Annotated in this window: 19 protein-coding genes and 2 tRNA genes; 11 read left to right on the forward strand and 10 right to left on the reverse strand. The window is 69.7% G+C overall.

Annotation, left to right across the window (positions count from 1 at the left end; genetic code table 11):
* Nucleotides 1-42: 42 nt before the first annotated feature.
* Nucleotides 43-2,616, reverse strand: a complete 2,574-nt coding sequence (gene pepN / locus ACFQ7Q_RS32520) for an aminopeptidase N (RefSeq protein ID WP_383561467.1) — start codon at nt 2,614-2,616, stop codon at nt 43-45.
* A gap of 136 nt (nt 2,617-2,752) precedes the next feature.
* Between pepN and ACFQ7Q_RS32525 the strand changes: the two genes are divergently transcribed.
* Entirely contained in the window at nt 2,753-3,388 is a 636-nt protein-coding gene (locus ACFQ7Q_RS32525; protein WP_383561469.1) for a DsbA family protein, read from the forward strand.
* A gap of 130 nt (nt 3,389-3,518) precedes the next feature.
* On the opposite strand, the gene ACFQ7Q_RS32530 is transcribed toward ACFQ7Q_RS32525, so the two are convergent.
* The 3 genes from ACFQ7Q_RS32530 to ACFQ7Q_RS32540 form a co-directional block, all read right to left on the reverse strand.
* On the reverse strand, nt 3,519-4,163 hold the full coding sequence (locus ACFQ7Q_RS32530; RefSeq protein WP_383561471.1) for a superoxide dismutase: 645 nt from the start codon (nt 4,161-4,163) through the stop codon (nt 3,519-3,521).
* Nucleotides 4,164-4,338: 175 nt separating this feature from the next.
* A complete protein-coding gene (locus ACFQ7Q_RS32535) occupies nt 4,339-5,757 on the reverse strand; it encodes an amino acid permease (RefSeq protein WP_383561473.1) in 1,419 nt (472 codons plus the stop codon).
* Between the two features lie 115 nt (nt 5,758-5,872).
* Complete coding sequence (locus ACFQ7Q_RS32540; RefSeq protein ID WP_383561474.1) at nt 5,873-7,267, reverse strand: amino acid permease; 1,395 nt, start codon at nt 7,265-7,267, stop codon at nt 5,873-5,875.
* Between the two features lie 266 nt (nt 7,268-7,533).
* Between ACFQ7Q_RS32540 and ACFQ7Q_RS32545 the strand changes: the two genes are divergently transcribed.
* Nucleotides 7,534-8,127, forward strand: a complete 594-nt coding sequence (locus ACFQ7Q_RS32545) for a biotin transporter BioY (RefSeq protein ID WP_383561476.1) — start codon at nt 7,534-7,536, stop codon at nt 8,125-8,127.
* A 23-nt stretch (nt 8,128-8,150) separates the two neighbouring features.
* Here ACFQ7Q_RS32545 and ACFQ7Q_RS32550 read toward each other — a convergent pair whose 3' ends face one another.
* Nucleotides 8,151-9,470 (reverse strand): FAD-binding oxidoreductase, encoded by a 1,320-nt coding sequence (locus ACFQ7Q_RS32550; protein ID WP_383561478.1) that lies wholly within the window; start codon nt 9,468-9,470, stop codon nt 8,151-8,153.
* Between the two features lie 80 nt (nt 9,471-9,550).
* A complete protein-coding gene (locus ACFQ7Q_RS32555; protein ID WP_383561480.1) occupies nt 9,551-10,996 on the reverse strand; it encodes an amino acid permease in 1,446 nt (481 codons plus the stop codon).
* Between the two features lie 184 nt (nt 10,997-11,180).
* Here ACFQ7Q_RS32555 and ACFQ7Q_RS32560 point away from each other — a divergent pair, with 184 nt between their 5' ends.
* Nucleotides 11,181-11,675, forward strand: coding sequence for a ribose-5-phosphate isomerase (locus tag ACFQ7Q_RS32560; protein ID WP_383561482.1), 495 nt, complete (start codon nt 11,181-11,183; stop codon nt 11,673-11,675).
* The gene (locus ACFQ7Q_RS32565; RefSeq protein ID WP_383561484.1) at nt 11,675-12,484 is read left to right on the forward strand and encodes an Fpg/Nei family DNA glycosylase; all 810 of its coding nucleotides are present in this window, start codon (nt 11,675-11,677) and stop codon (nt 12,482-12,484) included. The genes ACFQ7Q_RS32560 and ACFQ7Q_RS32565 overlap by 1 nt, the downstream gene beginning before the upstream one ends.
* Nucleotides 12,485-12,548: 64 nt before the next feature.
* Here the strand turns inward: ACFQ7Q_RS32565 and ACFQ7Q_RS32570 are convergent, their stop codons facing one another.
* Complete coding sequence (locus ACFQ7Q_RS32570; RefSeq protein ID WP_383561486.1) at nt 12,549-13,778, reverse strand: GNAT family N-acetyltransferase; 1,230 nt, start codon at nt 13,776-13,778, stop codon at nt 12,549-12,551.
* 107 nt (nt 13,779-13,885) lie between these two features.
* Here ACFQ7Q_RS32570 and ACFQ7Q_RS32575 point away from each other — a divergent pair, with 107 nt between their 5' ends.
* Entirely contained in the window at nt 13,886-15,031 is a 1,146-nt protein-coding gene (locus ACFQ7Q_RS32575; RefSeq protein WP_383561488.1) for a PP2C family protein-serine/threonine phosphatase, read from the forward strand.
* Nucleotides 15,032-15,213: 182 nt separating this feature from the next.
* Here ACFQ7Q_RS32575 and ACFQ7Q_RS32580 read toward each other — a convergent pair whose 3' ends face one another.
* Complete coding sequence (locus ACFQ7Q_RS32580; protein WP_383561490.1) at nt 15,214-16,332, reverse strand: acyltransferase family protein; 1,119 nt, start codon at nt 16,330-16,332, stop codon at nt 15,214-15,216.
* A 347-nt stretch (nt 16,333-16,679) separates the two neighbouring features.
* Between ACFQ7Q_RS32580 and ACFQ7Q_RS32585 the strand changes: the two genes are divergently transcribed.
* Nucleotides 16,680-16,874 carry a hypothetical protein gene (locus tag ACFQ7Q_RS32585; RefSeq protein ID WP_046905580.1) on the forward strand — a complete coding sequence of 65 codons (195 nt, stop codon included), beginning with the start codon at nt 16,680-16,682 and terminating at the stop codon, nt 16,872-16,874.
* 56 nt (nt 16,875-16,930) lie between these two features.
* Here the strand turns inward: ACFQ7Q_RS32585 and ACFQ7Q_RS32590 are convergent, their stop codons facing one another.
* Nucleotides 16,931-18,502 carry a hypothetical protein gene (locus ACFQ7Q_RS32590; protein WP_383561492.1) on the reverse strand — a complete coding sequence of 524 codons (1,572 nt, stop codon included), beginning with the start codon at nt 18,500-18,502 and terminating at the stop codon, nt 16,931-16,933.
* A gap of 135 nt (nt 18,503-18,637) precedes the next feature.
* A tRNA-Gly gene (locus ACFQ7Q_RS32595) sits at nt 18,638-18,711 on the reverse strand.
* Between the two features lie 131 nt (nt 18,712-18,842).
* Between ACFQ7Q_RS32595 and ACFQ7Q_RS32600 the strand changes: the two genes are divergently transcribed.
* The 5 genes from ACFQ7Q_RS32600 to clpX all read left to right on the forward strand — a co-directional run bounded on the left by ACFQ7Q_RS32600 (nt 18,843) and on the right by clpX (nt 23,484).
* Nucleotides 18,843-18,919: transfer RNA gene (locus tag ACFQ7Q_RS32600), tRNA-Pro, on the forward strand.
* Between the two features lie 161 nt (nt 18,920-19,080).
* Nucleotides 19,081-20,469, forward strand: coding sequence for a trigger factor (gene tig / locus ACFQ7Q_RS32605; protein WP_383561494.1), 1,389 nt, complete (start codon nt 19,081-19,083; stop codon nt 20,467-20,469).
* A gap of 231 nt (nt 20,470-20,700) precedes the next feature.
* Nucleotides 20,701-21,318: an ATP-dependent Clp protease proteolytic subunit gene (locus ACFQ7Q_RS32610; protein WP_315893301.1), complete on the forward strand. Its 618-nt coding sequence runs from the start codon at nt 20,701-20,703 to the stop codon at nt 21,316-21,318.
* A 63-nt stretch (nt 21,319-21,381) separates the two neighbouring features.
* Nucleotides 21,382-22,044 carry an ATP-dependent Clp protease proteolytic subunit gene (locus tag ACFQ7Q_RS32615; RefSeq protein ID WP_137994695.1) on the forward strand — a complete coding sequence of 221 codons (663 nt, stop codon included), beginning with the start codon at nt 21,382-21,384 and terminating at the stop codon, nt 22,042-22,044.
* Between the two features lie 156 nt (nt 22,045-22,200).
* The gene (gene clpX / locus ACFQ7Q_RS32620) at nt 22,201-23,484 is read left to right on the forward strand and encodes an ATP-dependent Clp protease ATP-binding subunit ClpX (RefSeq protein WP_137989313.1); all 1,284 of its coding nucleotides are present in this window, start codon (nt 22,201-22,203) and stop codon (nt 23,482-23,484) included.
* The last annotated feature ends 37 nt before the right edge of the window (nt 23,485-23,521 follow it).

The following is a 23,521-nucleotide window of genomic DNA, read 5'->3' on the forward strand; positions in this document are numbered from 1 at the left end:
GGGGAAACCCCGGCCCCTGCGGAACGACGGCCCTCGGGTGCGTCAGGCTGCCCCGTCGCACGCCTGCGCGCGCAGCGCACGGGCCAGGTCGTCCCGCGACTCCAGCACCAGCCGGCGCAGCGCCGGCGCCGCGTCCTCGTGCGCGGACAGCCACGCGTCCGTCGCCGTCAGCGTGGACTCGTCGTCCTGGAGGCCGGGGAACAGCCCCCGGACCACGTCCATGCCGATCTGGATCGACCGCTCGGCCCACACCCGCTCGATCGCGGCGAAGTACCTCTCCGCGTACGGCGCGAGCAGCTCCCGCTGCGAGGGCTGCGCGAAGCCCGCGATCGTCGCCTCCACCAGCGCGTTCGACAGCGTGTCCGACTCGACGACCTGCGCCCAGGCCTGTGCCTTGACCGCCGCGGAGGGCCGGGCCGCCAGACAGCGCACCTGGTGCCGCTTGCCGGTCGCCGTGTCGTCGAGGGCCAGCTCCTCGCCGATCCGGGCCTCGTCCGCCCGGCCGTGCGTGGCCAGCGGCTCAAGGAAGGACCAGCGCAGCTCCTGGTCGACCTCCAGGCCGTCGATCCTCGCCGTACCGTCGAGCAGACCTTCCAGGAGCTGGAAGTCCGCGTCCGAGGAGGCCGTCGCCGCGAAGAACCGCGCCCAGGTCAGCTGGTGCTCGCTGCCCGGCTCGGCCGCCCGCAGCTCGCGCAGCCCGCCCTCGGCGAGCAGCCCGCCGCCCTGCGCACGCCACGCGGGCGCCGCGTAGTGCGTGACCGCCGAGCGCGCCCAGGCGTGCACCATCTGGAGCACGCCGATGTCCGTCTCACGGCCGGCGAACTCCAGCACCACCGCGACGAAGTCCCGGGCCGGCATCAGACCGTCCCGCGTCAGGTTCCACAGCGCCGACCAGCACAGCGCGCGGGCCAGCGGGTCGGTGATGTCGCCGAGGTGCGCCCGCAGCGTGGCCAGCGAACCCTCGTCGAAACGGATCTTGCAGTAGGTGAGGTCGTCGTCGTTGACGAGCACCAGGTCGGGCCGCTCCTCGCCCGCCAGCTCGGCGACGACCGTCCGCGCCCCGGTGACGTCCGCCTCCGCCCGTGCGAAGCGGACCAGCTCGCCCTCGGACGACAGCCGGTACAGACCCACGGCAGCCCGGTGCGGACGCAGCTCGTCGCCCTCCTGGACGACGGCCAGCTCCGTGACGCGGCCCTCCGCGTCGTAGGTGACGACCGGCGTCAGCGTGTTGACGCCCGAGGTCTGCAGCCAGGCCCGGGACCACGCCTTCATGTCGCGCCCGGAGGTCTCCTCCAGGACCGACAGCAGATCGGCGAGACGCGTGTTCCCGTAGGCGTGCCGCTTGAAGTAGCGGCGCGCGCCCTCCATGAACGCGTCCCGGCCCGCGTACGCCACCAGCTGCTTCAGGACCGAGGCGCCCTTGGCGTACGTGATGCCGTCGAAGTTCAGCTTGGCGTCCTCCAGGTCACGGATGTCGGCCGTGATCGGGTGCGTGGACGGCAGCTGGTCGGCGCGGTACGCCCAGGACTTGCGGCTGTTGGCGAAGGTCACCCAGCTGTTGGTGAAGCGGGTCGCCTCCGCCAGCGAGAAGGAGCCCATGAAGTCGGCGAAGGACTCCTTCAGCCACAGGTCGTCCCACCACACCATGGTGACCAGGTCGCCGAACCACATGTGCGCCATCTCGTGCAGGATGACGTTCGCCCGGCGCTCGTACGCCGCCTGCGTCACCTTGCCGCGGTAGATGTACTCCTCGCGGAAGGTCACCATGCCCGGGTTCTCCATCGCGCCGAGGTTGTACTCGGGGACGAAGGCCTGGTCGTACTTCCCGAAGGGGTACGGGTAGTCGAAGTTGTCGTGGAAGAAGTCGAAGCCCTGCTTGGTGATCAGGAAGACGTCGTCCGCGTCGAAGTGCTTGGCGAGCCCCTTGCGGCACATCGCGCCGAGCGGGATCTCGATGTCGCCGCGCTTGTAGGTGTCGGTGACGTAGTGGTACGGACCGGCCACGACGCACGTGATGTAGGTGGAGATCGCGGCCGTCTCGGCGAACCGCCACACCCCTTCGGCGTCCTGCTCGCCCACGCCGTTCGACCAGACCGTCCAGCCCTCGGGCGCGGTGACCTCGAAGCGGTACGGGGCCTTGAGGTCGGGCTGCTCGAAATTGGCGAAGACCCGACGGGCGTCGGCCGGCTCGTACTGCGTGTAGAGGTAGACCTCGCCGTCCTCCGGGTCGACGAAGCGGTGCATGCCCTCGCCGGTCCGGCTGTAGGCGCACTGCGCGTCCACCACCAGGACGTTCTCGTCGGCGAGGTCGTCCAGCGCGATCCGGGCACCGTCGAAGACGACGGCCGGGTCGAGCGCGCGCCCGTTCAGCTCGACGGAGGTCACCGCCGGGGCGATCAGGTCCACGAAGGTGGCGGAGCCCGTGCCGGTACGGCGGAAGCGGATCGTCGTCACCGAGCGGAAGGTGCGCACGCTCCCCCTGCCTTCGGCGGGGGCACCCCCGTCCCCGGACTCGCCGACCGCCGACCGCAGATCGAGGGCGACCTCGTACCCGTCGACGGACAGCAGCGCGGCCCGCTCGCGGGCCTCGTCGCGGGACAGATTCTCACCGGGCACGGTCACTCCTTCGTGGCGCCTTCGAAACAGGACCGATCCTCCCATGTGCCACTGACGCACGGCACTCGGGGAATGTCCCGGCCGACCGATGGTGTTGCTCCGTCTGGCGCATAGACATCCGTCCCTGAGGAGTGACATGTCCGAGAGCAGGACCACCGCCGACTTCTGGTTCGATCCGCTGTGCCCCTGGGCCTGGATGACGTCCCGCTGGATGCTGGAGGTCGAGCAGGTGCGCCCGGTCGACGTGCGCTGGAAGGTGATGAGCCTGGCCGTCCTCAACGAGAACAGGCTCGACGAGGTCCCCGCCGAGTACCGGGAGATGCTGGAGACCAAGGCCTGGGGCCCGGTCCGCGTGGTGACGGCGGCCCAGCAGCTGCACGGCGACGAGGTGGTCGGCAAGCTCTACACGGCGCTCGGCACCCGCTTCCACAACAACGGCGAGGGCCCCACCCGCGAGGCGATCTCGGCGGCGCTCGCGGACGTCGGTCTGCCGGCCGAGCTGGTGGACTACGCGGACAAGGACGTCTACGACACCGAGCTGCGCGCCTCCCACAAGGAGGGCATAGACAAGGTCGGCCAGGACGTCGGCACGCCGGTCATCTCCGTCCCGGGCGCGGACGGCGACCAGATCGCCTTCTTCGGCCCGGTCGTGACGCCGACCCCGCGCGGCGAGGCGGCGGCCCGGCTGTGGGACGGCACCCTGCTCGTGGCCTCGACGCCCGGCTTCTACGAGATCAAGCGCACGCGGACGGCGGCGCCGAGCTTCGAGTAGCCCCGGAACCGAACGACCCCCGCGATTCGCCCCCAGAGCTGCCTCTGGGGGTCTCGCGGGGGTCGTTCTCTTTTCCGCCCGCCCCGTGAAGGTTGAGAAGACGATCACGAGCAGGACGCGCGGGGGCCGGTCAGATGGAGATCAGCGGGACGGACGTCCTGGCGGCCTGGTAGCGCTTGTTCACGTCCTGCCAGTTGACGACCTGCCACATGGCCTCGATGAAGTCCACCTTCTGGTTCTTGTACTGCAGGTAGAAGGCGTGCTCCCAGGCGTCGAAGACCAGCACCGGGATCGAGCCCTGGCCGACGTTGCCCTGGTGGTCGTAGACCTGCTCGACGATCAGCCGGCCGCTGATCGGCTCGTACGCGAGGACACCCCAGCCGGAGCCCTGCGTGGTCGCGGAGGCCTTGGTCAGCTGGGCCTTGAACTTGGCGAAGGAGCCGAAGGACTCGGTGATCGCGTCGGCCAGTTCGCCCACCCCGTCGGCGGCCAGCGGCTCGCCGCCGCCACCGTCCTTCGGGCTGTCCATGTTGTTCCAGTAGATGGAGTGGAGGATGTGGCCGGAGAGGTGGAACGCCAGGTTCTTCTCCAGGCCGTTGATTGCGCCCCACTGCTCCTTGTCGCGCGCCTCTTCCAGCTGCTCCAGGGTGTCGTTCGCACCCTTGACGTAGGCGGCGTGGTGCTTGTCGTGGTGCAGCTCGATGATCTGCGGATTGATCACCGGCTCCAGCGCCGCGTAGTCGTACGGCAGTTCCGGAAGGGTGTAGATCGCCATGTGCCGAGCCTCTCGCTGCTGGTGCTTATTGCAATCTATATGCAAGTGCAGGCTAACAGCAGTAGTGCTCGAAGTTGATCAGCCCTTGGGCCTAGGACTCGTGGTGTCATGCGCCGGGAAAGCACGGAACCCCCGGACCGACAGGCCCGGGGGTTCTCGTACGTCCATGCCGTGGTCAGGCGTCCTGCGACACCGGACCGCGCACCTTCTGCAGGACGAAGCCGATCACCGCGAGGAGAAGCGTGAGGCTGCCCGTCCAGTACAGCTGGACCCGGGTGCCCTCCTCGCGCGCCATCAGGAAGAAGATCGCCGCCATCCCGGCCAGCGCCACCCAGGTCAGCACCGGGAACGCCCACATCTTCACGACCAGCTTCTCGGGCGCCTCGCGCTCGGTCCGGCGGCGCAGCAGGAGCTGCGAGACGGCGATGAAGAACCAGACGACGAGGATGATCGCGCCGATGGTGTTCAGGAGCCAGATGAAGATGTCGTCGGGCCGCCAGTAGCTCAGCAGCACGCAGAGGAAGCCGAAGACCGAGGAGACGAGCACCGCGGGTCGCGGCACGCCGCCGAACGTGCGGCCCAGCGCCTTCGGGCCCTGGCCGCGGGCGACCAGCGAGGTGGCCATCCGGGAGGCGCCGTAGATGTTGGCGTTCATGGCCGACAGCAGGGCGACCAGCACGACCACGTTCATGATCTGTCCGGCGGCCGGGATGCCCAGGTGGTCGAGGGTGGCCACGTACGGGCCCTTCTCGACGACCGCCGCGTCGCCCCACGGGACGAGCGTGACGATGACCGCCATCGAGCCGATGTAGAAGAGCGCGATGCGCCACATCGCCGTACGGACGGCCTTGGCGACGCCCTGGACGGGGTGCTCCGACTCGGCCGCGGCGATGGTGACGGTCTCCAGACCGCCGTACGCGAACACCGAGGCGAGCAGTCCGACGATCAGCCCCTCGGAGCCGTTCGGGAAGAACCCGCCGTCACCGGTGAGGTTCGCGGTGCCGGGGGCCTCCGTGCCGGGCAGTACGCCGACGATGGCGAGCACGCCGATGCCGAGGAAGAGGACGATCGCGCCGACCTTGAGCGCCGCGAACCAGAACTCGAACTCGCCGAAGTTCTTCACCGCCGCCAGGTTGGTGCCGCAGAACACGAGCATGAAGAGGGCCACCCAGGCCCACTCCGGAGTGCCCGGGAACCAGCCGGTCATGATCTTCGCCGCGCCGATGCCCTCCAGGCCGACGGCCACGCAGAGCAGGAACCAGAAGGCCCATCCCGCGGTGAAGCCGGCCCACGGGCCGATCGCCCGCTCGGCGTGGACGGAGAACGAGCCGGAGGCCGGGTTCGCCGCCGACATCTCGCCCAGCATCCGCATCACGAGCATGACGAGCAGACCGGAGATGGCATAGGCGACCACGATCGAGGGACCGGCGGCGGCGATTCCGGCGCCGGAGCCGACGAAGAGGCCGGCGCCGATGACGCCACCCAGGGCGATCATCGAGAGATGGCGCTGCTTGAGGCCGTGAGTGAGTCCCTGTGAGGGGGGTGCCTGGTCGTCCTTGCGGTCGACGGGCTCGGGCGCGGTGGTCCGTGACATGGGCCGCCCTGTTCATTGGCTGAGACGGGGGAACGGCCCACAGTCTGGGCGGGTGCCCCGCTTACAGGGAACAGATGTCCGCTATACGGTCACGACCTTCACACAAAGTGAAGGATCATGACCGAACCGTACGGAGCTCCCGCAGCCACGCCACCAGCAGGACGGCCCCGGTGGCCCCGGCCGACCACAGCACCTGCGGCCGCGCCGCGTCGTCGGTCAGCATCAGCATCAGGACCGCCGCCATCGCGGCCAGCGCCGTCCAGGTCAGCCAAGGGAAGCCCCACATCTTCAGCATCAGGGTCTCCGGCGCCTCGCGCTCGATCCGGCGCCGCAGCTTCAGCTGGGAGACCGCGATCAGGGCCCAGACGAAGAGAAGCACGGCGCCGACCGCGTTGAGCATGTAGAGGAAGACCGAATCCGGCCACTTCAGATTCAGCAGTACGGAGACGAAGCCGAAGGCCACCGACGCGAGCACCGCCCGCCGCGGCACCCCTCCACCCGAGATCCTCAGCAGCCCCTTCGGCGCCTCGCCGCGCTCGGCGAGCGAGAAGATCATCCGCGAGGAGCCGTACAGGTTGGCGTTGAGGGCCGAGAGCAGCGCCACGAAGACCACGACGTTCATGATCTGGCCGGCCGACGGCACCCCGATGGAGTCGAGCACGGCGACGTATGGCGACTGTCCCGGCACCATGGAGGTCCAGGGCAGCAGCGTCACGATCACCAGCATCGAGCCCACGTAGAAGAGAAGGATCCGCCACACGGCGCTCCGTACCGCCCGCGCCACGTTGCGCGCCGGGTCGTCCGACTCGGCGGCGGCGATCGTCACGACCTCCAGGCCGCCGAAGGCGAAGACGACGGCGAGCACGCCGGAGACCACACCCTCCCAGCCGTTGGGCAGGAAGCCGCCCTGGCCGGTCAGATGGGTCATCCCCACCGGGTCCGTGTCCGGCAGCCAGCCGACGATCGCCAGGGTGCCCAGGGCGAGGAAGAGGACGATCGCGCCGACCTTGAGCGCGGCGAACCAGAACTCGAACTCGCCGAAGTTCTTCACCGCCGCCAGGTTGGCGACGGTGAACACGATCATGAAGATCAGGACCCAGCCCCACTGCGGGACTCCCGGCACCCAGCCGTGGGCGATCCGCGCCGCGCCCGTCGCCTCCACCGCGAGGACGACGACCAGCAGGAACCAGTACAGCCAGCCCACCGAGAAGCCCGCCCAGCGGCCGAGGGCCCGCTCGGCGTGGACGGAGAAGGCGCCCGAAGCGGGCATGGCCGCCGACATCTCGCCGAGCATCCGCATGACCAGCATCGCGAGCGTGCCCGCGATCAGATACGACAGGACGATGCCGGGTCCGGCGACCGCGATGCCCGCGCCCGAACCGACGAAGAGCCCGGCCCCGATCACCCCGCCGAGTCCGAGCATCGTCAGATGACGCTGCTTCAGGCCGTGGGAGAGCGGCTCCGGTTCGGGGGCGAGGGGAGCCGGGGCGGCAGGCGGTGCGTCGTGCATGAGGGGCTCGTGCCTTCAAAAGCGTTCATGGAGCATTTATGGAGAACCCACAGTCTCGCCGGTGAGCGGCCCTTGGCGCAAAATGGCCCTCTTGCCAGCTCTTCGCCGTGACAAGCGTCACGTGGCGCCAGGCATGGATCCCGTTCTTTGTTTGATCTCGACGAAGGGCCCAACCTCCCCTTTGTGGGCGGCTGATGGTGATCGGGCGTTCACTCCTCGACTACGGTCGATCCGTCCCCGTACACCCTCACCCCCGCGGAGTACCGATGAGCACCGCCGTCGCCCCTGTCCGTTCCCTCCGCTCCGGGACGGTCCTCGCCGACCTGCTGCCGGCCGGCCGCGTCCGCGACATCGCGCTCGTCGCCGGCGGCGCCGCCCTCACCGGCATCGCCGCGCAGATCGCCGTCCCGGTCCCCGGCTCGCCCGTCCCGGTCTCCGGCCAGACCTTCGCGGCCCTCCTCGTCGGCACGGCGCTCGGTGCCCGCCGCGGCTTCCTCTCGCTCGCGCTGTACGCGGTCGTCGGCATGGCGGGCGTGCCCTGGTTCGCGCAGGCGTCCTCGGGCTACACGATGCCGTCCTTCGGCTACATCCTCGGCATGCTGCTCGCCGCCACCGTCGTCGGCGCCCTCGCCCGCCGCGGAGCCGACCGCTCCGTGCTCCGCACCGCGGGCACGATGGCGCTCGGCTCCGTGATCATCTACGCGGTCGGCGTGCCGTACCTGGCCCTCGCCACCGGCATGTCGTTCTCCCAGGCGGTCGCCGCCGGTCTGACCCCGTTCCTCGTCGGCGACGCGCTCAAGGCCGCGCTCGCGATGGGCGTGCTGCCGACCGCGTGGAAGCTCGTCGGCCGGAAGGGCTGACGCGGCCGCGAGGGCCGACGCGGTCAGTTCCGCCGGAAGAGGTTCGCCGGGTCGAGGTTCGACTTCAGCCGGGCGAGCCTCTTCCGCGTTTCCGCGTCGTACAGCCCCGCCGTCCGCTCTCCGTCACCGAAGACGAAGTTGAGCGCCCGGCCGAGAGTCCGGGGCGCCAGAGCCGCCTCCACGCGCGCGTGGAGCTCGCGCACCTGGCCCGCGCCCTCCGCGTCCAGCGGATAGAGCGCCCGCACCAGGAACCCCGCCTCGCGGTACGGCACGGAGTTCGGCCGTTCCACGGCCAGCGCCCCGCCCAGGTGGTTGATCTGAACCACCGCCATCCGACCGGCCTTCGGTCCGGTCAGTTCGAGGACCGAGGCGGCTGCTTCCACGTCCAGCTGGCTCACCAGGATCCCGTCGCCCCAGTAGGCGTGCGGGAAGTCCGGGTCGCTGTGGATCGTGTGGCTCTCGGCGTACGGCATCTCCCGCAGCGAGTCGGTGAGCGCCGGACCGACCGCCCGCAGAGGCGCCACGAGCCGCTCGCCCTCGGCGGTGTCCCCGGTGAAGGCGACCCGCACGGAGAGCACGTGGCGGCCGCGCAGTCGCGGCGGAAGCGCCGGGATGTCGGGGTAGACCAGGGCGGCCAGGGACGAGGTCAGGCTGTCCGGCAGGGTCGCCGCCCACTCCGCGTACGTCCGCAGGACCGCGGCCGGGTCGGTCTCGGAGCCGTCGAAGGAGATCGCCCCGCCGTAGAGCCGGGCGACCGGGACCAGACCGACCTCCAGAGCCGTGACCACGCCCAGGCCGTGCCCGCCGCCGAGCAGCCCCCGGTACAGCTCCGGATCGCTCGCGGCCGTCACCTGCCGCAGGGCCCCGTCGGCCGTGACCACGTCGAGCGCGCGCACATGGTCGGCGGTCCAGCCGAACTCCCGCGCGAGGATGCCGAGACCCCCGCCCAATGTGTACGAGACCGCCCCGACGCTCGGCGCCGAACCGTTCAGCGGGGCGAGGCCGTGCGGGGCGGCCGCCTCGACGACCTGCCCCCAGCGCACCCCCGCCGCCACGCGCGCGGTGCGCGCCGCGACGTCGATCCGGACCTCGTCCATCCGCCGCGTGGTGATCAGCACCCCGCCCTCGGCCGGGCCGGCCAGCCCGTGCCCCGTCGCCTGGACGCGGACGGGCAGTCCGTGCGCGGCGGCGTACGAGACGGTCGCCCGGACCTCCTCGGCGTCGGTGGCCCCGACGATCAGCTCGGGGCGGACGGCGAAGCCGGTCTGGAAGCCTGCGAGCTCCTCGTCGTACCCGGCGTCGCCGGGGCGGAAGACGAACCGGGCGGCAGTGTCGACGGACATGGAAAGGCTCTCCGTTCCCGAGGTGATCGGTGTACGGAGAGCCTCCCGTGGATACCTGACAACGTCCGTCAGGTATGGAGTCAGGCGTCGATCTCGTCCCGCGTGGCCTTCTTGAAGCGGTCCTTGACCAGCGCCACGGCCAGAACCAGGGCGGCCACCAGCAGGGACAGCACGACCTGCTCACGCGCGCTGCCGCCGTCGTAGATCATGTAGCCGAGAACGAAGACGATCATCGCGATGGTCGCCCAGGTCAGGTACGGGAAGAGCCACATCTTCACGACGAGCTTCTCGGGCGTCTCGCGCAGGATGATCCCGCGCATCCGCAGCTGGGTCACGCAGATGACCAGCCAGACGAAGAGCGCGACCGCACCGGAGGAGTTCAGCAGGAACGCGAAGACGGTGTCGGGCCACTGGTAGTTGAAGAAGACCGCGACGAAGCCGAAGACGACGGACGAGAGGATCGCGGCCGTCGGCACGCCCCGCTTGTTGGTCTTGGCGAACGCCTTCGGCGCGTCGCCGCGCTGGCCGAGCGAGAAGGCCATGCGGGAAGCGGTGTAGAGACCCGAGTTCAGGCAGGAGAGGACGGCCGTGAGCACGATCACGTTCATGACCTGGCCGGCGTGCGGGATGCCGATGGAGTCGAGGGCGGCGACGTACGAGCCCTTCTCGACGATCGACTTGTCGTTCCACGGCAGCAGGGTCAGGACGACGAAGATCGAGCCCAGGTAGAAGACGCCGATCCGCCAGATCACGCTGTTGGTGGCCTTGGTGACGGCCTTCTGCGGGTCCTCGGACTCGCCGGCGGCGAGGGTGACGATCTCGCTGCCCATGAAGGAGAAGACGACCATCAGCACACCGGTGAGGATGGCGCCGGCGCCCATCGGGAAGAAGCCCCCGGCGTCGGAGAGGTGCGCGAAGCCCGCGCCCGGGTTGTCCGAGCCCGGCAGCACGCCGAAGACCGCGAGGAAGCCGACGACGACGAAGGCGGCGATCGCGACGACCTTGATGCCGGCGAACCAGAACTCGAACTCGCCGTACGAGGAGACGGAGGCGAGGTTGGTCGCGGTCAGCACGACCATGACGATGAGCGCCCAGGCCCACTGCGGCACGGCCGGGATCCAGCTCTCCAGGATGACCGCGCCCGCGGTCGCCTCGACGGCGAGCACCACGACCCAGAAGAACCAGTACAGCCAGCCGATGGTGAAGCCGGCCCAGCGGCCCAGCGCCTGGTCGGCGTAGGCGGAGAAGGAGCCGGAGGACGGCCGGGCGGCCGCCATCTCGCCGAGCATCCGCATCACGAAGACGACCATGGCGCCGACGAGCGCGTACGAGAGAAGGATCGCGGGACCGGCCGCGGCGATGCCGGAGCCGGAGCCGACGAACAGGCCGGCGCCGATGACGCCACCGATGGCGATCATCGAGAGGTGGCGGTTCTTGAGACCGGCCTTGAGCCCGTCGGACTGCTGGGAATCACCGGCGTTACCGGTAGTCCCGCCTTCCTTCGTAAGGGTCGGCTGCGTGTTCATGAACGCTTTCCTTCGTGTGGGGGGCGCTCGGGTCGCGAGCCCGAGCATTGAACACCGGGGGATGGGGTTATCGGAAGGGCCGATTCCGATTCGTTGTGTAAGGGCCGAAGGTCCATACCGACGCGGACCGAGGCCCCGACCCCGCTGACCGCTACCCAGGACCCGCCGTGCCACACTCGGATCCATGCGCGTGTACCTCGGCTCCGACCATGCCGGCTTCGAACTCAAGAACCACCTCGTCGAGTGGCTGAAGGCCCATGGCCACGAGCCCGTCGACTGTGGTCCCCACATCTACGACGCCCTGGACGACTACCCGCCGTTCTGCCTGCGCGCCGCCGAGAAGACGGCCGCGGACCCGGACGGCCTGGGCATCGTCATCGGCGGCTCCGGCAACGGCGAGCAGATCGCCGCGAACAAGGTGAAGGGGGTGCGCGCCGCCCTCGCCTGGAGCGAGCAGACCGCCGCCCTCGGCCGCGAGCACAACAACGCCAACGTCGTCTCCATCGGCGGCCGGATGCACACCCAGGAAGAGGCGACGAAGTTCGTCGAGATCTTCCTCTCCACCCCGTACTCCGGTGACGAGCGTCACACCCGTCGCATCGACATGCTCTCCGCGTACGAGACGACCGGCGAGCTCCCCGCGATCCCGGCCCACCACCCGCAGGAGCCGACCGCCTGATGCCCGAGGGGCACACGATCCACCGACTGGCCGCCGACTACCGGGAACGGTTCGGCGGCCGGTCCGTGCGGGTGACCAGCCCGCAGGGCAAGTTCACGGACTCGGCGGCACTGCTCGACGGCGCGCCGCTCGAGACCACCGAGGCCCACGGCAAGCACCTCTTCCTCGGCTTCGCCGGCGAGGAGTGGATCCACATCCACCTGGGCCTCTTCGGCAAGGTGAACTTCGGCGACGCCCCCGCCCCGCCGCCCACGGACACCGTGCGGCTGCGGCTCGCGAACCCCGAGGCGTACGTCGACCTGCGCGGCCCCACCACGTGCGCCCTGATCACGGACGCCGAGAAGCGGGCGATACACGACCGCCTGGGCCCGGACCCGCTCCGCGAGGACGACGACCCGGCCAAGGCGTGGAACCGCGTCTCCAGGTCCCGCACGACGATCGCCGCCCTCCTGATGGACCAGAAGGTCATCGCCGGCGTCGGCAACGTCTACCGCGCCGAGGTCCTCTTCCGGCACGGCATCGACCCGTACCGGGCGGGCAAGGACCTGACGCGCCGCGAATGGAACGCGATCTGGACCGATCTCGTGGCACTGATGCGCGAGGGCGTCCGGCTGAACCGCATCGACACGGTCCGCCCCGAGCACACCCCCGAGGCGATGGGCCGCCCGCCCCGCGTGGACGACCACGGCGGCGAGGTCTACGTCTACCGCCGCGCACTCCAGCCCTGCCACATCTGCGGCACGGAGATCCGCACGGCGGACCTGTCGGCACGCAACCTCTTCTGGTGCCCGGGCTGCCAGACGCGCTGACGCACGGTGGCACAAGGGGCGGCGTCCCGGCGGACGCGCCCGCCCCCCGCCTCCCCGCGAGCCGCTAGAACCCGTGCGGCAACCACGGCGCCACGGGAGATCCGAAGGCGACGGACGCCTCCACGAGCGCCCCCGCGCGAAGCTCCCGCACCCGCCCGGCCGCGGCGAGCGAGACCAGCGAGGTCCCACCCAGATACGCCGCCCCCAACTCCCGTACGGACAGGGCGAGATCCGCCGGATCCTCCGTCCGTACGCACACCGCCCCCTCGGCGTCCCCGGTCAACCGCCACCGCCCCTCGTTCCAGGGACAGAACGCGTCGGCGACCTCGAACACCACATCCACCCCCACCTGGTACGTCCGCGCGGCCAACGCCGCGCCCACGTCCACCAGACGAAGATGCAGAGAGTCCCGCTGCATCGGCGCGCAGCGCCGGATGTCGCTCACCAGGTGCTGCCACGCGTCGTCCACCGGCCGGCCGTGGACCGTCACCGAGGACGTCAGGTCGATCGAGCAGAGGAACCGCCACAACGCCGCCTCCGCCGCCGGATCCAGCGCCCCGAGATCCTTCAGCAGCACGCTGCCCTCGGGCCCGCTCGGGGACCACTCCGGCTTGATCGCGTACAGCGCGTACCCGACGACCTCCCCGTCCCGCTCCGCCAGCACGCACTGCCGCGGCGAGGCCCCGCCCCGCTCGCTCTCCGGATCGAGCAGCGGCAGCCGCTCCCACTGCGGCCTGCGGGCCAGCATCCCGGGCCGGCGCGGCACCAGCCGCGCGTAGACCGCCTCGCACGCCGCGGCCGCCTTCGCCGGAACGGCCTGCCGCAGCACCACGTCGTCCGTACCCTCCGGCACGGTGAGCCGCACCCGGGTCGTGTCGATCGTCGCCCGCGTCTGATAGGTGGCGATGCCGTAGCCGAAGCGTCCGTAGATCTCCGGCTCCGAGGCCGTCAGCACGGCCAGCGGCTCGCCCCACGCCCGTACGTCGTCGAGCTGACGCCGCATCATCGAACCGAGGATCCCGCGCCGCCGGTGCGTCGCGGCGACGCTCACCATCGTGACGCCCGCCGCCGGCACGATCGCGCCACCCGGTACGGACAGCCTGAACGTGTAGGCGCCCGCCGTGCCGACGCAGTTCTCGCCGTCCCAGACGCCGAGCGAGCGGTCGAATTCGGTCAAGTCCCGCCAGAGCTGCCGCTCCTCCGAGGCCTCGGCGACGCCGCCGAACGCGAGCAGCAGGTTCTCGTACCAGTCGTCCCACTCCGACGGGTCCAGCACGCGCAGTTCAGTCGTCATATGCCATCGATATCAGCGCCCCCCGGCCCGACGCGACCCGATTTCACGTGCAATGTCTCAGGGGTCCCCCTGCACGAGGTCCGACCGGGTGGATAGGGTCCAGGCCAATGGGAAGTCGCGTGGGTGTCGCCTCGTACTCGGCCCGGATGCGCAGGAGCGCACACCGGGTCCGCATCGCCCTGCGCAAGTCCGGTGTCGACTACTTCCGGGGCGAGGGCTCCGACTGGGTCGCGTTCGCCGGACTGCTGCTGACCATCCCGGCGATCACCGTCGGCACCCTCGCCAATCCGGTGTGGTGCGCGCCCGCAGCGCTCGTCCTGCCGATCGTCGCCGGGGGACTGCTGCTGCGCCCCGCGAGCCTGCTCGCGCTGTACGCGGCGGCCGCCGGCGCCCTGATCGTCGAGTCGGTCGTCCTCGGCCCGTACACACAGGGCCCGGCCCGGGTCACGCCGGGAACGGTCCTGGTGGTGGCGGCCTGCGGACTGTTCGGGCTGCTCATCGCCCAGTTCCGGGCCCGCGTGGGCGTGCCCTGGCGACGCGGCGGCACCATGCTCTTCGACCTGCGCGAACGCATCCGGGCCCAGAGCGCCCTCCCACGGCTCCCCAAGGGCTGGCACCGCGAGATGGCACTCCGCCCGGCCGGCGGCCAGTCCTTCTCCGGCGACTTCGTCGTCGCGGCCCGCACCAACGGCGGCCGGACCCTGGAGGTCCTGCTCACCGACGTCTCCGGCAAGGGCATGGACGCCGGCTCGCGCGCCCTGCTGCTCTCCGGGGCCTTCGGCGGACTGCTCGGCTCGCTGCCGCCGCACGGCTTCCTGCCGGCCGCCAACGGCTATCTGCTGCGCCAGGACTGGGACGAGGGCTTCGCCACCTCGATCCACCTGGTCCTCGACCTGGAGTCGGGGGACTACGAACTCCTCTCCGCCGGCCATCTGCCCGCGCTCCAGCTCCACGCGGGCACCGGACGCTGGGAGGAGAAGTCGGGCGAGGGCCCGCTCCTCGGCGTCTACGACGGCGCCGAGTTCCATCCGGTCAAGGGCTCGCTCCGGCCCGGCGACGTCCTGATGCTCTTCACCGACGGCCTCGTCGAGGCCGCCGACCGGGACATCGCCGAGGGCATCGACCGCCTCACCGGCGAGGCCGACCGCTACGTCGCCTCGGGCTTCGAGGGCGCCGCCTGGCACCTGATCGAAGCCTGCGCGAAGGACGTCAACGACGACCGCGCCCTGCTCCTCATCAGCCGCCAGGCGTGATCTCGGGCCCCTCCGGAAACCGGCCCGGCGGGCAGAACCCCTCGACAGCGGAACGGCCCCGGATGGCGAACGGCCCCGGACCGTCCGGGATGGCGAACGGCACCGGAAAGCGGAACGGCCCCGGACCGTCCCGTGCTCGGGAAGGTCCGGGGCCGTTCGGCGTCGTTCTCGGCCGGCTCGCGTCAGGCCTGCTTCGCCGGCGCGTCCTTGCGGAAGGCCCACGCCATCTCGGGCTCCGTGACCCACTTCAGGGCCCGGCGCACCAGAGGGGTGCACAGCAGGGTCATGGCCACGAGCGCGGCGAGGGTCACGACCACCCGGCCGGGCGCGGTCGCCAGCCACGGGTTGTCCTCGAAGAGGCCGAGGTAGCTCAGACCCCGGATCACGAATCCGTGCAGCACATAGCCGCAGATGGTGCCCGCGCCGAGCGCCGTGAACCAGCGCCGGCTGCCGGGGACGAGGGAGAGGAAGGCCGCCGTCAGCACCAGCGTGCAGAGGAAGAGGATCCCGGCGATGAACAGGCCCCGCCCCACGCCGACGCCCATCTCCTGCACGCTCTGCGAGCGGTAGAACCAGCTCAGGTAGAGGGTCGGCGTCAGCCAGTAGAGGAGGGGAATCGCGGCGGCGAACACCACGACCGAGGCGATGCGCACCGGCCGCCGCCGCAGGAACGCGAAGTGCTCGGACTTCATGGACAGTCCGAGCACGAAGAACGGCAGGAACTGGAGCACCCGGGACATCTCCAGGGTGCCGCCGATCGCCGGGGTCACCGACGCGAGCGTCGCGATCACCAGGGACGTCGTCAGGGGCCACCGCACGACGCGCCAGAACGGGGTGGTCAGTCGCCAGATGAACAGGGCGATCAGGAACCACATCAGATACGTGGGGTGGAGCAGGCTGATCGACCGGAAGGTGTCCGTCCCCCACCGGGTGAACAGCGTGTACGCCACCTCGAAGACGACGTACGGCACGACCACGCCGGTGAGCAGTCGCTTCAGCTGGTCCGGGCGGCCCGTGTAGCTACGGGACAGATAGCCGGATACCAGTATGAACACCGGCATATGGAAGGTGTAGACCAGCATGTACAGGCCGCGGGTGGCCCGGCTTCCCTCGATCACCGCGGGCCACACATGCCCCATGACGACGAGCAGGATCGCGAAGTACTTCGCGTTGTCGAAGTAGGGATCGCGCGCCGTGGGTTTGCGGGTGGCCTCGCCCTTGCCCCGCGTCGTCGGGATCGACCCCGCCTCCTCGCCCTCGGGCAGCGGAGTCCTTGCGCTTGTCTGTATGGCGGAGGACATTCGAGGACCCTAGCTGTGTGACACCTGTGATCCAACCATGTGGCGCATAAGGGGCATTCGCTGTGATGAGTGGCGAAATCCCTTAGCTGCTTCGCAGTTATATGCGCGAAATACAGGGCAAAGCGTCCTTGGTTGTGCGGGTGTGCTGTATCTCTCTCTTCGCCTTTCCGTGAAACCTCCGCGGCCCCGCCGGCGTCCCGGCCGGAATCTCGTGATCTTGTCCGCGACGGTTCGTCACACCGCAGCGGGGGCAGGGGGGTTGATGGCACCATGGATACAGCGGGGGGTGTGGTGTGACGCGCGCTCCCTGGCGGGCAAGGTGGGACCGACCGAGGGTGTGATCAGTTGTGGCCATTTCACTGTCTGTGGTGCTGCTGTTGGCGATCATCCTGGTGGTGCTGATCCGCGGCGGAAACCTCAAGGCCGGCCCGGCCGTGGTCGCGGTGCTCTTCGGCTTCTTCCTTGCCTCCACGGGCATGGCCGACGACATCCAGCGCTTCCTCGACTCGATAACGCAGACCGTGGGCTCCATCAAGTTCTGAACAGGCCACGGGCCCCCGCCGATCCCGGCGGGGGCCCGTGGCGCTTCCGCTACGCGTCAGAAGAAGGCGACGCCCTTCCAGCCCTTGGCATGCAGGGTCACCGGCGCGCCCAACGAGCCGTCCTCGGCGGCCGGGTGGAGCAGCAGGGCGCCCGAGCGGTCGAGGGAGACCGGATCGCTCCGCCCGTCTCCGTCCAGGTCGCCGACGACGGCCACGGAGGGACGCTGCCGCGCGGTCCAGCCGGACGCGGAGACGGTGGTCGGCGCCCCGAGCGCCCACGGCTCGGTCGTGCCGTACTCGACGGGGAAGTACTGCAGCGTCCCCCGGCGGGTGTCCCGTGCCCAGAAGAACGGCATGCCGGAGTCCGCGGGGCCGTCCGAGAAGTGGACCGACTTCGAGGCCCAGCCGCTCGCGGCGAGAACGGACGGCTCACCCACGTAGAGCGGACCGCCGCTGTTCAGGTCGAAGATCAGCAGTCGGTCCCCTTCCTTGGCCAGCAGCATGGGCTGGGTGCTCTCGCTCCGGCTGACCGCGATGTCCGTGACGCCCGACCAGTCGTATCCCGTGATCTCCACCGGCTCGCCGAAGCCGCCCGCACCGTTGCCCGGGTAGGCGAAGAGCTTTCCGCCCTGCAGCGCCACGATGTCGTTGCGGACGTCGTTCGGCTCCTGGGGGCCGTACCGGTTGATCAGCCAACTGGCCCGCGCCAACCGCGCGTTCGACCAGTTTCGGCCATCCGCGACCACCGGCGCACCGAAACCTCCGCCCGCCTGCCCGGCGCGCAGTGTCAGCTTCCCGTCCGCGCCGACACCGAGGAGATCGGCGCGGCCGTCGCTGTCGTAGTCACCGAAGCGCTCGACGAACGGGTACGTGATCCAGTAGTCGGCCGACGCGCGGTCGGAGACGTTGCCCCCGCGGTCCACGGCCCGCGCCCAGACCGTGGCGGGCCCCGTGGACTCGGGGGTGACGAACGTGGTCGTGGCGGTTCGGTCGGGCCCCACCGGCACCTGGTCCTCCTGCGCGCACCCGACCGTCGTCGGGTCTGTATCGACGCAGAAGTGGTCCGCCTCGGTCCCCTCCGGCAGGCTCAGGCGCACCGTGCGCACCGTTCCGGGCGGCGCCCCGTTCGGATGCTGCGCGGTGTCCGTGAAGGCGACCGTCGGAGCCGCCGGCCTCGTCCGGTCGACGTTGAAGCCGCACGGCGCGGTCCACGCCGAGGCGCCGCTCCTGCTCTCCAGCCGAGCCTGCCACCAGTAGCCCTCGCCCTCGGGCAGACGGGCCTGGGGCACCCACAGCGTGGCGTGGCTGCCGGCCGACGCGCCGACGGAGGTGTCGAGGATCGGGGCGGCCTCGGGGTCGGTGCCCCGACGGAGCACGAAGTGCGCCTCCGGGTGACCCTCGGTGCTGCTCTCGCCCTCGACCCGCAGGGTGAGACTGACATCCGTATTGCCGATCCAGGGCAGCGTGCCGGTGGTGACGCACGTCCCTCCGGGCAGCACCTTCGGATCAATCGGCGTGTACGGGTACCCCTCGGCTGCCTGCGCCGTCCCGCCCCCCAGCAGCCCCGCCGCGCATGCCAGGGCCAGCGAGGCCGCCCCCGCCCAGGTGCTCGCGCTCGTTCTCTTCATCGGTTCCCCTCCCGATCGAGCAGTTGATCACTGCCGGGTGAACCTATCCGGGCCCTGTGACAGGCGGCATCGGGATTTCCGGACGTGGAAACGGCTCCGGCCCGACCCCTCGAAAGGGGCCGGGCCGGAGCCGTATGGAGCGGGCGACGGGAATCGAACCCGCGTAGCTAGTTTGGAAGACTAGGGCTCTACCATTGAGCTACGCCCGCAAAAGACGCGCCGCAGGTCACGAGGGCCGCGGCACGGACAGCATCGTAGCGGGTCCCGGGCGGTCCCCGCACGCCCCATAAAGAGGGGGCGTCGCACTGTCTCCGTGCATGTACCCTACGTGTCGCACCGACGGGGTGTGGCGCAGCTTGGTAGCGCGTCCGCTTTGGGAGCGGAAGGCCGTGGGTTCAAATCCCGCCACCCCGACCATCAAGATCATGGAACACATGATCGCGTTGTGGGCCTCATCCCGCTTGCGGTTACTATGCAAGCTGCGTGCCCGTGTGTCTCTCTGACCGGGCCGATCGGCCGGAACCGCCACCAAGCGGCATCGGCAGAATCCAAGAATCAGCCACCAAGGAGACCGAACCGTGAAGAGCGCCGTGGAGACCCTGAACCCGACCCGGGTTCGGCTCACTGTCGAGGTGCCCTTCGAGGAGCTCAAGGACAGCCTCGACGCGGCGTACAAGAAGATCAACCAGCAGGTCACGGTCAAGGGCTTCCGCAAGGGCAAGATCCCGGCTCGTGTGATCGACCAGCGGTTCGGCCGTGGTGCGGTGCTGGAGGAGGCCGTCAACGACGCCCTCCCGAAGTTCTACACCGAGGCCGTCAACGAGGCCGAGGTCAACCCGCTGGGTCAGCCCGAGGTCGACATCACCGAGCTGAAGGACGGCGAGCTGCTGGCCTTCACCGCCGAGGTCGACATCCGCCCGACGATCGAGATCCCGGACTACTCCGGCATCGAGGTCACCGTCGACGCGGTCGAGGTCACCGACGAGGACGTCGAGAAGTCCGTGGAGCAGCTGCGCGAGCGCTTCGCCTCCACGAACCCGGTCGAGCGCGCCGCGGCCGATGGTGACGTCGTCACCATCGACCTCGAGGCCAAGGTCGACGGCGAGGTCCTGCCCGACGGTGTCGCCCAGGGCGTCTCGTACACCATCGGTTCCGGCGAGCTCCTCGACGGCATCGACGAGGCCGTCACCGGCCTCGAGGCCGACGGCGAGGCCACCTTCACCTCGCAGCTGAAGGGCGGCTCCGCCGAGGGCAAGGACGCCGAGGTCACCGTCAAGGTCACCGCCGTCGCCGCCCGTGAGCTCCCCGAGCTGGACGACGACTTCGCGCAGCTCGCGTCGGAGTTCGACACCCTCGACGAGCTCAAGGCCGACAGCCGCAAGCGCCTCGAGAACATGAAGCAGTTCGACCAGGCCACCCAGGCCCAGGAGCGCGTCCTCGACGAGCTGCTGAAGCTGGCGGACGTCCCGATGCCCGAGAAGCTGCTCGAGGACGAGATCAACACCCGCAAGCACAACCTGGAGCACCACCAGCTCGGCCAGATGGGCCTGACCCTCGAGAAGTACCTGGAGATCCAGGGCAAGACCGAGGAAGAGTTCCTGGCGGAGACCAAGGAGCAGGCCGAGAAGGGCATCAAGACGCAGTTCATCCTCGATGAGCTCGTCAACAAGGAGAAGCTGAACGTCAGCCAGGAGGAGCTCACCGAGCACCTCATGCGCCGCGCCGCCTCCTCCGGCATGTCCCCCGACCAGTTCGCCCAGGCCGTCGTCGAGGGTGGCCAGGTGCCGATGCTCGTCGGCGAGGTCGCCCGCGGCAAGGCCCTCGCGGTCGTCGTCGAGGCCGCCAAGGTCGTCGACACCAACGGTGAGGTCGTCGACCTCGAGGACGAAGAGGACGAGACCGCCGTCGAGGCCGTCGAGGCCGTCACCGGCGAGACCGAGGTCGCCGAGGAGAAGAACGAGGCCTGAGCCTCGCTTCGAACCGCAGGTCCACGGGCCCGGACGCACTGCTGTGCGCCGGGCCCGTGCCCGTATTCCCGGCCTCGCGGGGGCGTCGACAACCTTGCGCTCCCAGCGAACAGTTAGGGAACCGGGATGGCGTTGTCCTACCTGCGCGTTAGGGTCCATGAATACGAGGGCACTGCCCTCAGAACGAGACGCTGAGACGGCCGTCGCCGTCGGAGACGAGCAGGTGGATACGTGACGAATCTGAAGCCTTACGCCGCGGGTGAGCCGTCCATCGGTGGTGGCCTCGGCGACCATGTCTACAACCGGCTGCTCGGCGAGCGCATCATCTTCCTCGGCCAGCAGGTCGACGACGAGATCGCCAACAAGATCACCGCGCAGATGCTTCTCCTGGCCGCGGACCCGGAGAAGGACATCTTCCTGTACATCAACAGCCCCGGTGGCTCCGTGACGGCCGGCATGGCCATCTACGACACCATGCAGTACATCCCCAACGACGTCGTCACCATCGGTATGGGCATGGCGGCCTCGATGGGCCAGTTCCTGCTGACCGGCGGCGCCGCCGGCAAGCGCTTCGCGCTGCCGAACACCGACGTCCTGATGCACCAGGGCTCCGCCGGCATCGGCGGTACGGCCTCGGACATCAAGATCCAGGCCGAGTACCTCCTCCGCACCAAGAAGCGCATGGCCGAGATCACCGCGCTCCATTCCGGCCAGACCGTCGAGACGATCATCCGCGACGGCGACCGCGACCGCTGGTTCACGGCCGAGGAGGCCAAGAGCTACGGCCTCATCGACGACATCATCACCCACGCCGCGGGCGTTCCCGGCGGCGGTGGCACGGGCGCCTGAGCCCGGCAGACCGCTGAAGAGCCCCAGCCCCCGCCGAACGCCACCAGGACGGTGAACATCCAGATGCAGAACAACCTCTCCCCGAGCGGCCTCTACACCGGCGCGCCGATGGACAACCGGTACGTCGTCCCGCGCTTCGTCGAGCGCACCTCGCAGGGCATCCGCGAGTACGACCCGTACGCGAAGCTCTTCGAGGAGCGCGTGATCTTCCTCGGCGTGCAGATCGACGACGCCTCCGCCAACGACGTCATGGCCCAGCTGCTGTGCCTGGAGTCGATGGACCCGGACCGCGACATCTCGATCTACATCAACAGCCCCGGTGGCTCCTTCACCGCGCTGACGGCCATCTACGACACGATGCAGTTCGTCAAGCCGGACATCCAGACGGTCTGCATGGGCCAGGCGGCCTCCGCCGCGGCCGTGCTGCTCGCCGCCGGTACGCCCGGCAAGCGGATGGCCCTGCCGAACGCCCGTGTGCTGATCCACCAGCCGTCCGGCGGCACCGGCCGTGAGCAGCTCTCCGACCTGGAGATCGCGGCCAACGAGATCCTGCGGATGCGGACCCAGCTCGAGGAGATGCTGGCCAAGCACTCCTCGACGCCGATCGAGAAGATCCGCGACGACATCGAGCGCGACAAGATCCTGACCGCCGAGGACGCCCTCGCGTACGGCCTGGTCGACCAGATCGTCTCGACCCGCAAGAGCACGGCCGCCGCGGCAGCCTGACGCTCGACCTTCCCCTGGCACGGTCCGCGTGGCTGAATCACGACCATGTGAACCGTGCCAAGGGGGGCCCGAACGGGGGGCCCGGCAAGGTACCGTCGAATATGAGGCACCAGGAGTCGCTGAACCAGGCGCTCCCAGGCGAAGGGGAAGCACCTCGTGGCACGCATCGGTGATGGCGGCGATCTGCTCAAGTGCTCGTTCTGCGGAAAGAGCCAGAAGCAGGTGAAGAAGCTCATCGCGGGACCCGGTGTGTACATCTGCGATGAGTGCATCGACCTCTGCAACGAGATCATCGAGGAAGAACTCGCGGAGACGAGCGAGGTGCGGTGGGAGGAGCTCCCCAAGCCTCGCGAGATCTACGAGTTCCTCGAGGGGTACGTCGTCGGGCAGGAGCCCGCGAAGAAGGCCCTCTCGGTCGCGGTGTACAACCACTACAAGCGCGTCCAGGCCGGCGAGAACGGCGGCGGCGCGGGACGTGACGACGCCATCGAGCTGGCGAAGTCCAACATTCTGCTGCTGGGCCCCACGGGCTCCGGCAAGACGCTTCTGGCGCAGACGCTCGCCCGCATGCTCAACGTCCCGTTCGCCATCGCCGACGCGACGGCGCTGACGGAGGCCGGGTATGTCGGCGAGGACGTCGAGAACATCCTGCTCAAGCTGATCCAGGCGGCCGACTACGACGTCAAGAAGGCCGAGACCGGGATCATCTACATCGACGAGATCGACAAGGTCGCCCGTAAGAGCGAAAACCCGTCGATCACGCGCGACGTGAGCGGCGAGGGCGTGCAGCAGGCCCTCCTGAAGATCCTGGAAGGCACGACCGCCTCCGTACCGCCGCAGGGCGGTCGGAAGCACCCGCACCAGGAGTTCATCCAGATCGACACGACGAACGTGCTCTTCATCGTGGGCGGCGCCTTCGCCGGCCTGGAGAAGATCATCGAGTCGCGTGCGGGCGCCAAGGGCATCGGCTTCGGGGCGACGATCCGCTCCAAGCGCGAGATCGAGGCGAGCGACCAGTTCCAGGAGGTCATGCCGGAGGACCTGGTGAAGTTCGGGATGATCCCGGAGTTCATCGGCCGTCTGCCCGTCATCACCTCGGTCCACAACCTCGACCGCGAGGCCCTGCTCAAGATCCTCGTCGAGCCGCGCAACGCGCTGGTGAAGCAGTACCAGCGCCTCTTCGAACTCGACGGCGTGGAGCTGGACTTCGACCGCCCGGCCCTGGAGGCCATCGCCGACCAGGCGATCCTGCGCGGCACGGGTGCGCGTGGCCTGCGGGCCATCATGGAAGAGGTCCTGATGTCGGTGATGTACGAGGTCCCGTCCCGCAAGGACGTGGCCCGCGTGGTCATCACGGCGGACGTCGTCCACAACAACGTGAACCCGACGCTGGTGCCGCGGATCGTGAAGAACGACGGGCGTCACGAGAAGTCGGCGTAGTACGAGCACACACAGGGGCGCCCGGCCGGTTGACGTC

The sequence above is a fragment of the Streptomyces sp. NPDC056527 genome (assembly GCF_042794475.1).
Classification (GTDB): domain Bacteria; phylum Actinomycetota; class Actinomycetes; order Streptomycetales; family Streptomycetaceae; genus Streptomyces.

Coding starts and splice junctions, on each gene's coding strand:
- ACFQ7Q_RS32525 (WP_383561469.1), top strand. CDS start 2,753: ATGTCCGAGAGCAGGACCACCGCCGACTTCTGGTTCGATCCGCTGTGC.
- ACFQ7Q_RS32530 (WP_383561471.1), bottom strand. CDS start 4,163: ATGGCGATCTACACCCTTCCGGAACTGCCGTACGACTACGCGGCGCTG.
- ACFQ7Q_RS32535 (WP_383561473.1), bottom strand. CDS start 5,757: ATGTCACGGACCACCGCGCCCGAGCCCGTCGACCGCAAGGACGACCAG.
- ACFQ7Q_RS32540 (WP_383561474.1), bottom strand. CDS start 7,267: ATGCACGACGCACCGCCTGCCGCCCCGGCTCCCCTCGCCCCCGAACCG.
- ACFQ7Q_RS32545 (WP_383561476.1), top strand. CDS start 7,534: ATGAGCACCGCCGTCGCCCCTGTCCGTTCCCTCCGCTCCGGGACGGTC.
- ACFQ7Q_RS32550 (WP_383561478.1), bottom strand. CDS start 9,470: ATGTCCGTCGACACTGCCGCCCGGTTCGTCTTCCGCCCCGGCGACGCC.
- ACFQ7Q_RS32555 (WP_383561480.1), bottom strand. CDS start 10,996: ATGAACACGCAGCCGACCCTTACGAAGGAAGGCGGGACTACCGGTAAC.
- ACFQ7Q_RS32560 (WP_383561482.1), top strand. CDS start 11,181: ATGCGCGTGTACCTCGGCTCCGACCATGCCGGCTTCGAACTCAAGAAC.
- ACFQ7Q_RS32565 (WP_383561484.1), top strand. CDS start 11,675: ATGCCCGAGGGGCACACGATCCACCGACTGGCCGCCGACTACCGGGAA.
- ACFQ7Q_RS32570 (WP_383561486.1), bottom strand. CDS start 13,778: ATGACGACTGAACTGCGCGTGCTGGACCCGTCGGAGTGGGACGACTGG.
- ACFQ7Q_RS32575 (WP_383561488.1), top strand. CDS start 13,886: ATGGGAAGTCGCGTGGGTGTCGCCTCGTACTCGGCCCGGATGCGCAGG.
- ACFQ7Q_RS32580 (WP_383561490.1), bottom strand. CDS start 16,332: ATGTCCTCCGCCATACAGACAAGCGCAAGGACTCCGCTGCCCGAGGGC.
- ACFQ7Q_RS32590 (WP_383561492.1), bottom strand. CDS start 18,502: ATGAAGAGAACGAGCGCGAGCACCTGGGCGGGGGCGGCCTCGCTGGCC.
- ACFQ7Q_RS32615 (WP_137994695.1), top strand. CDS start 21,382: ATGCAGAACAACCTCTCCCCGAGCGGCCTCTACACCGGCGCGCCGATG.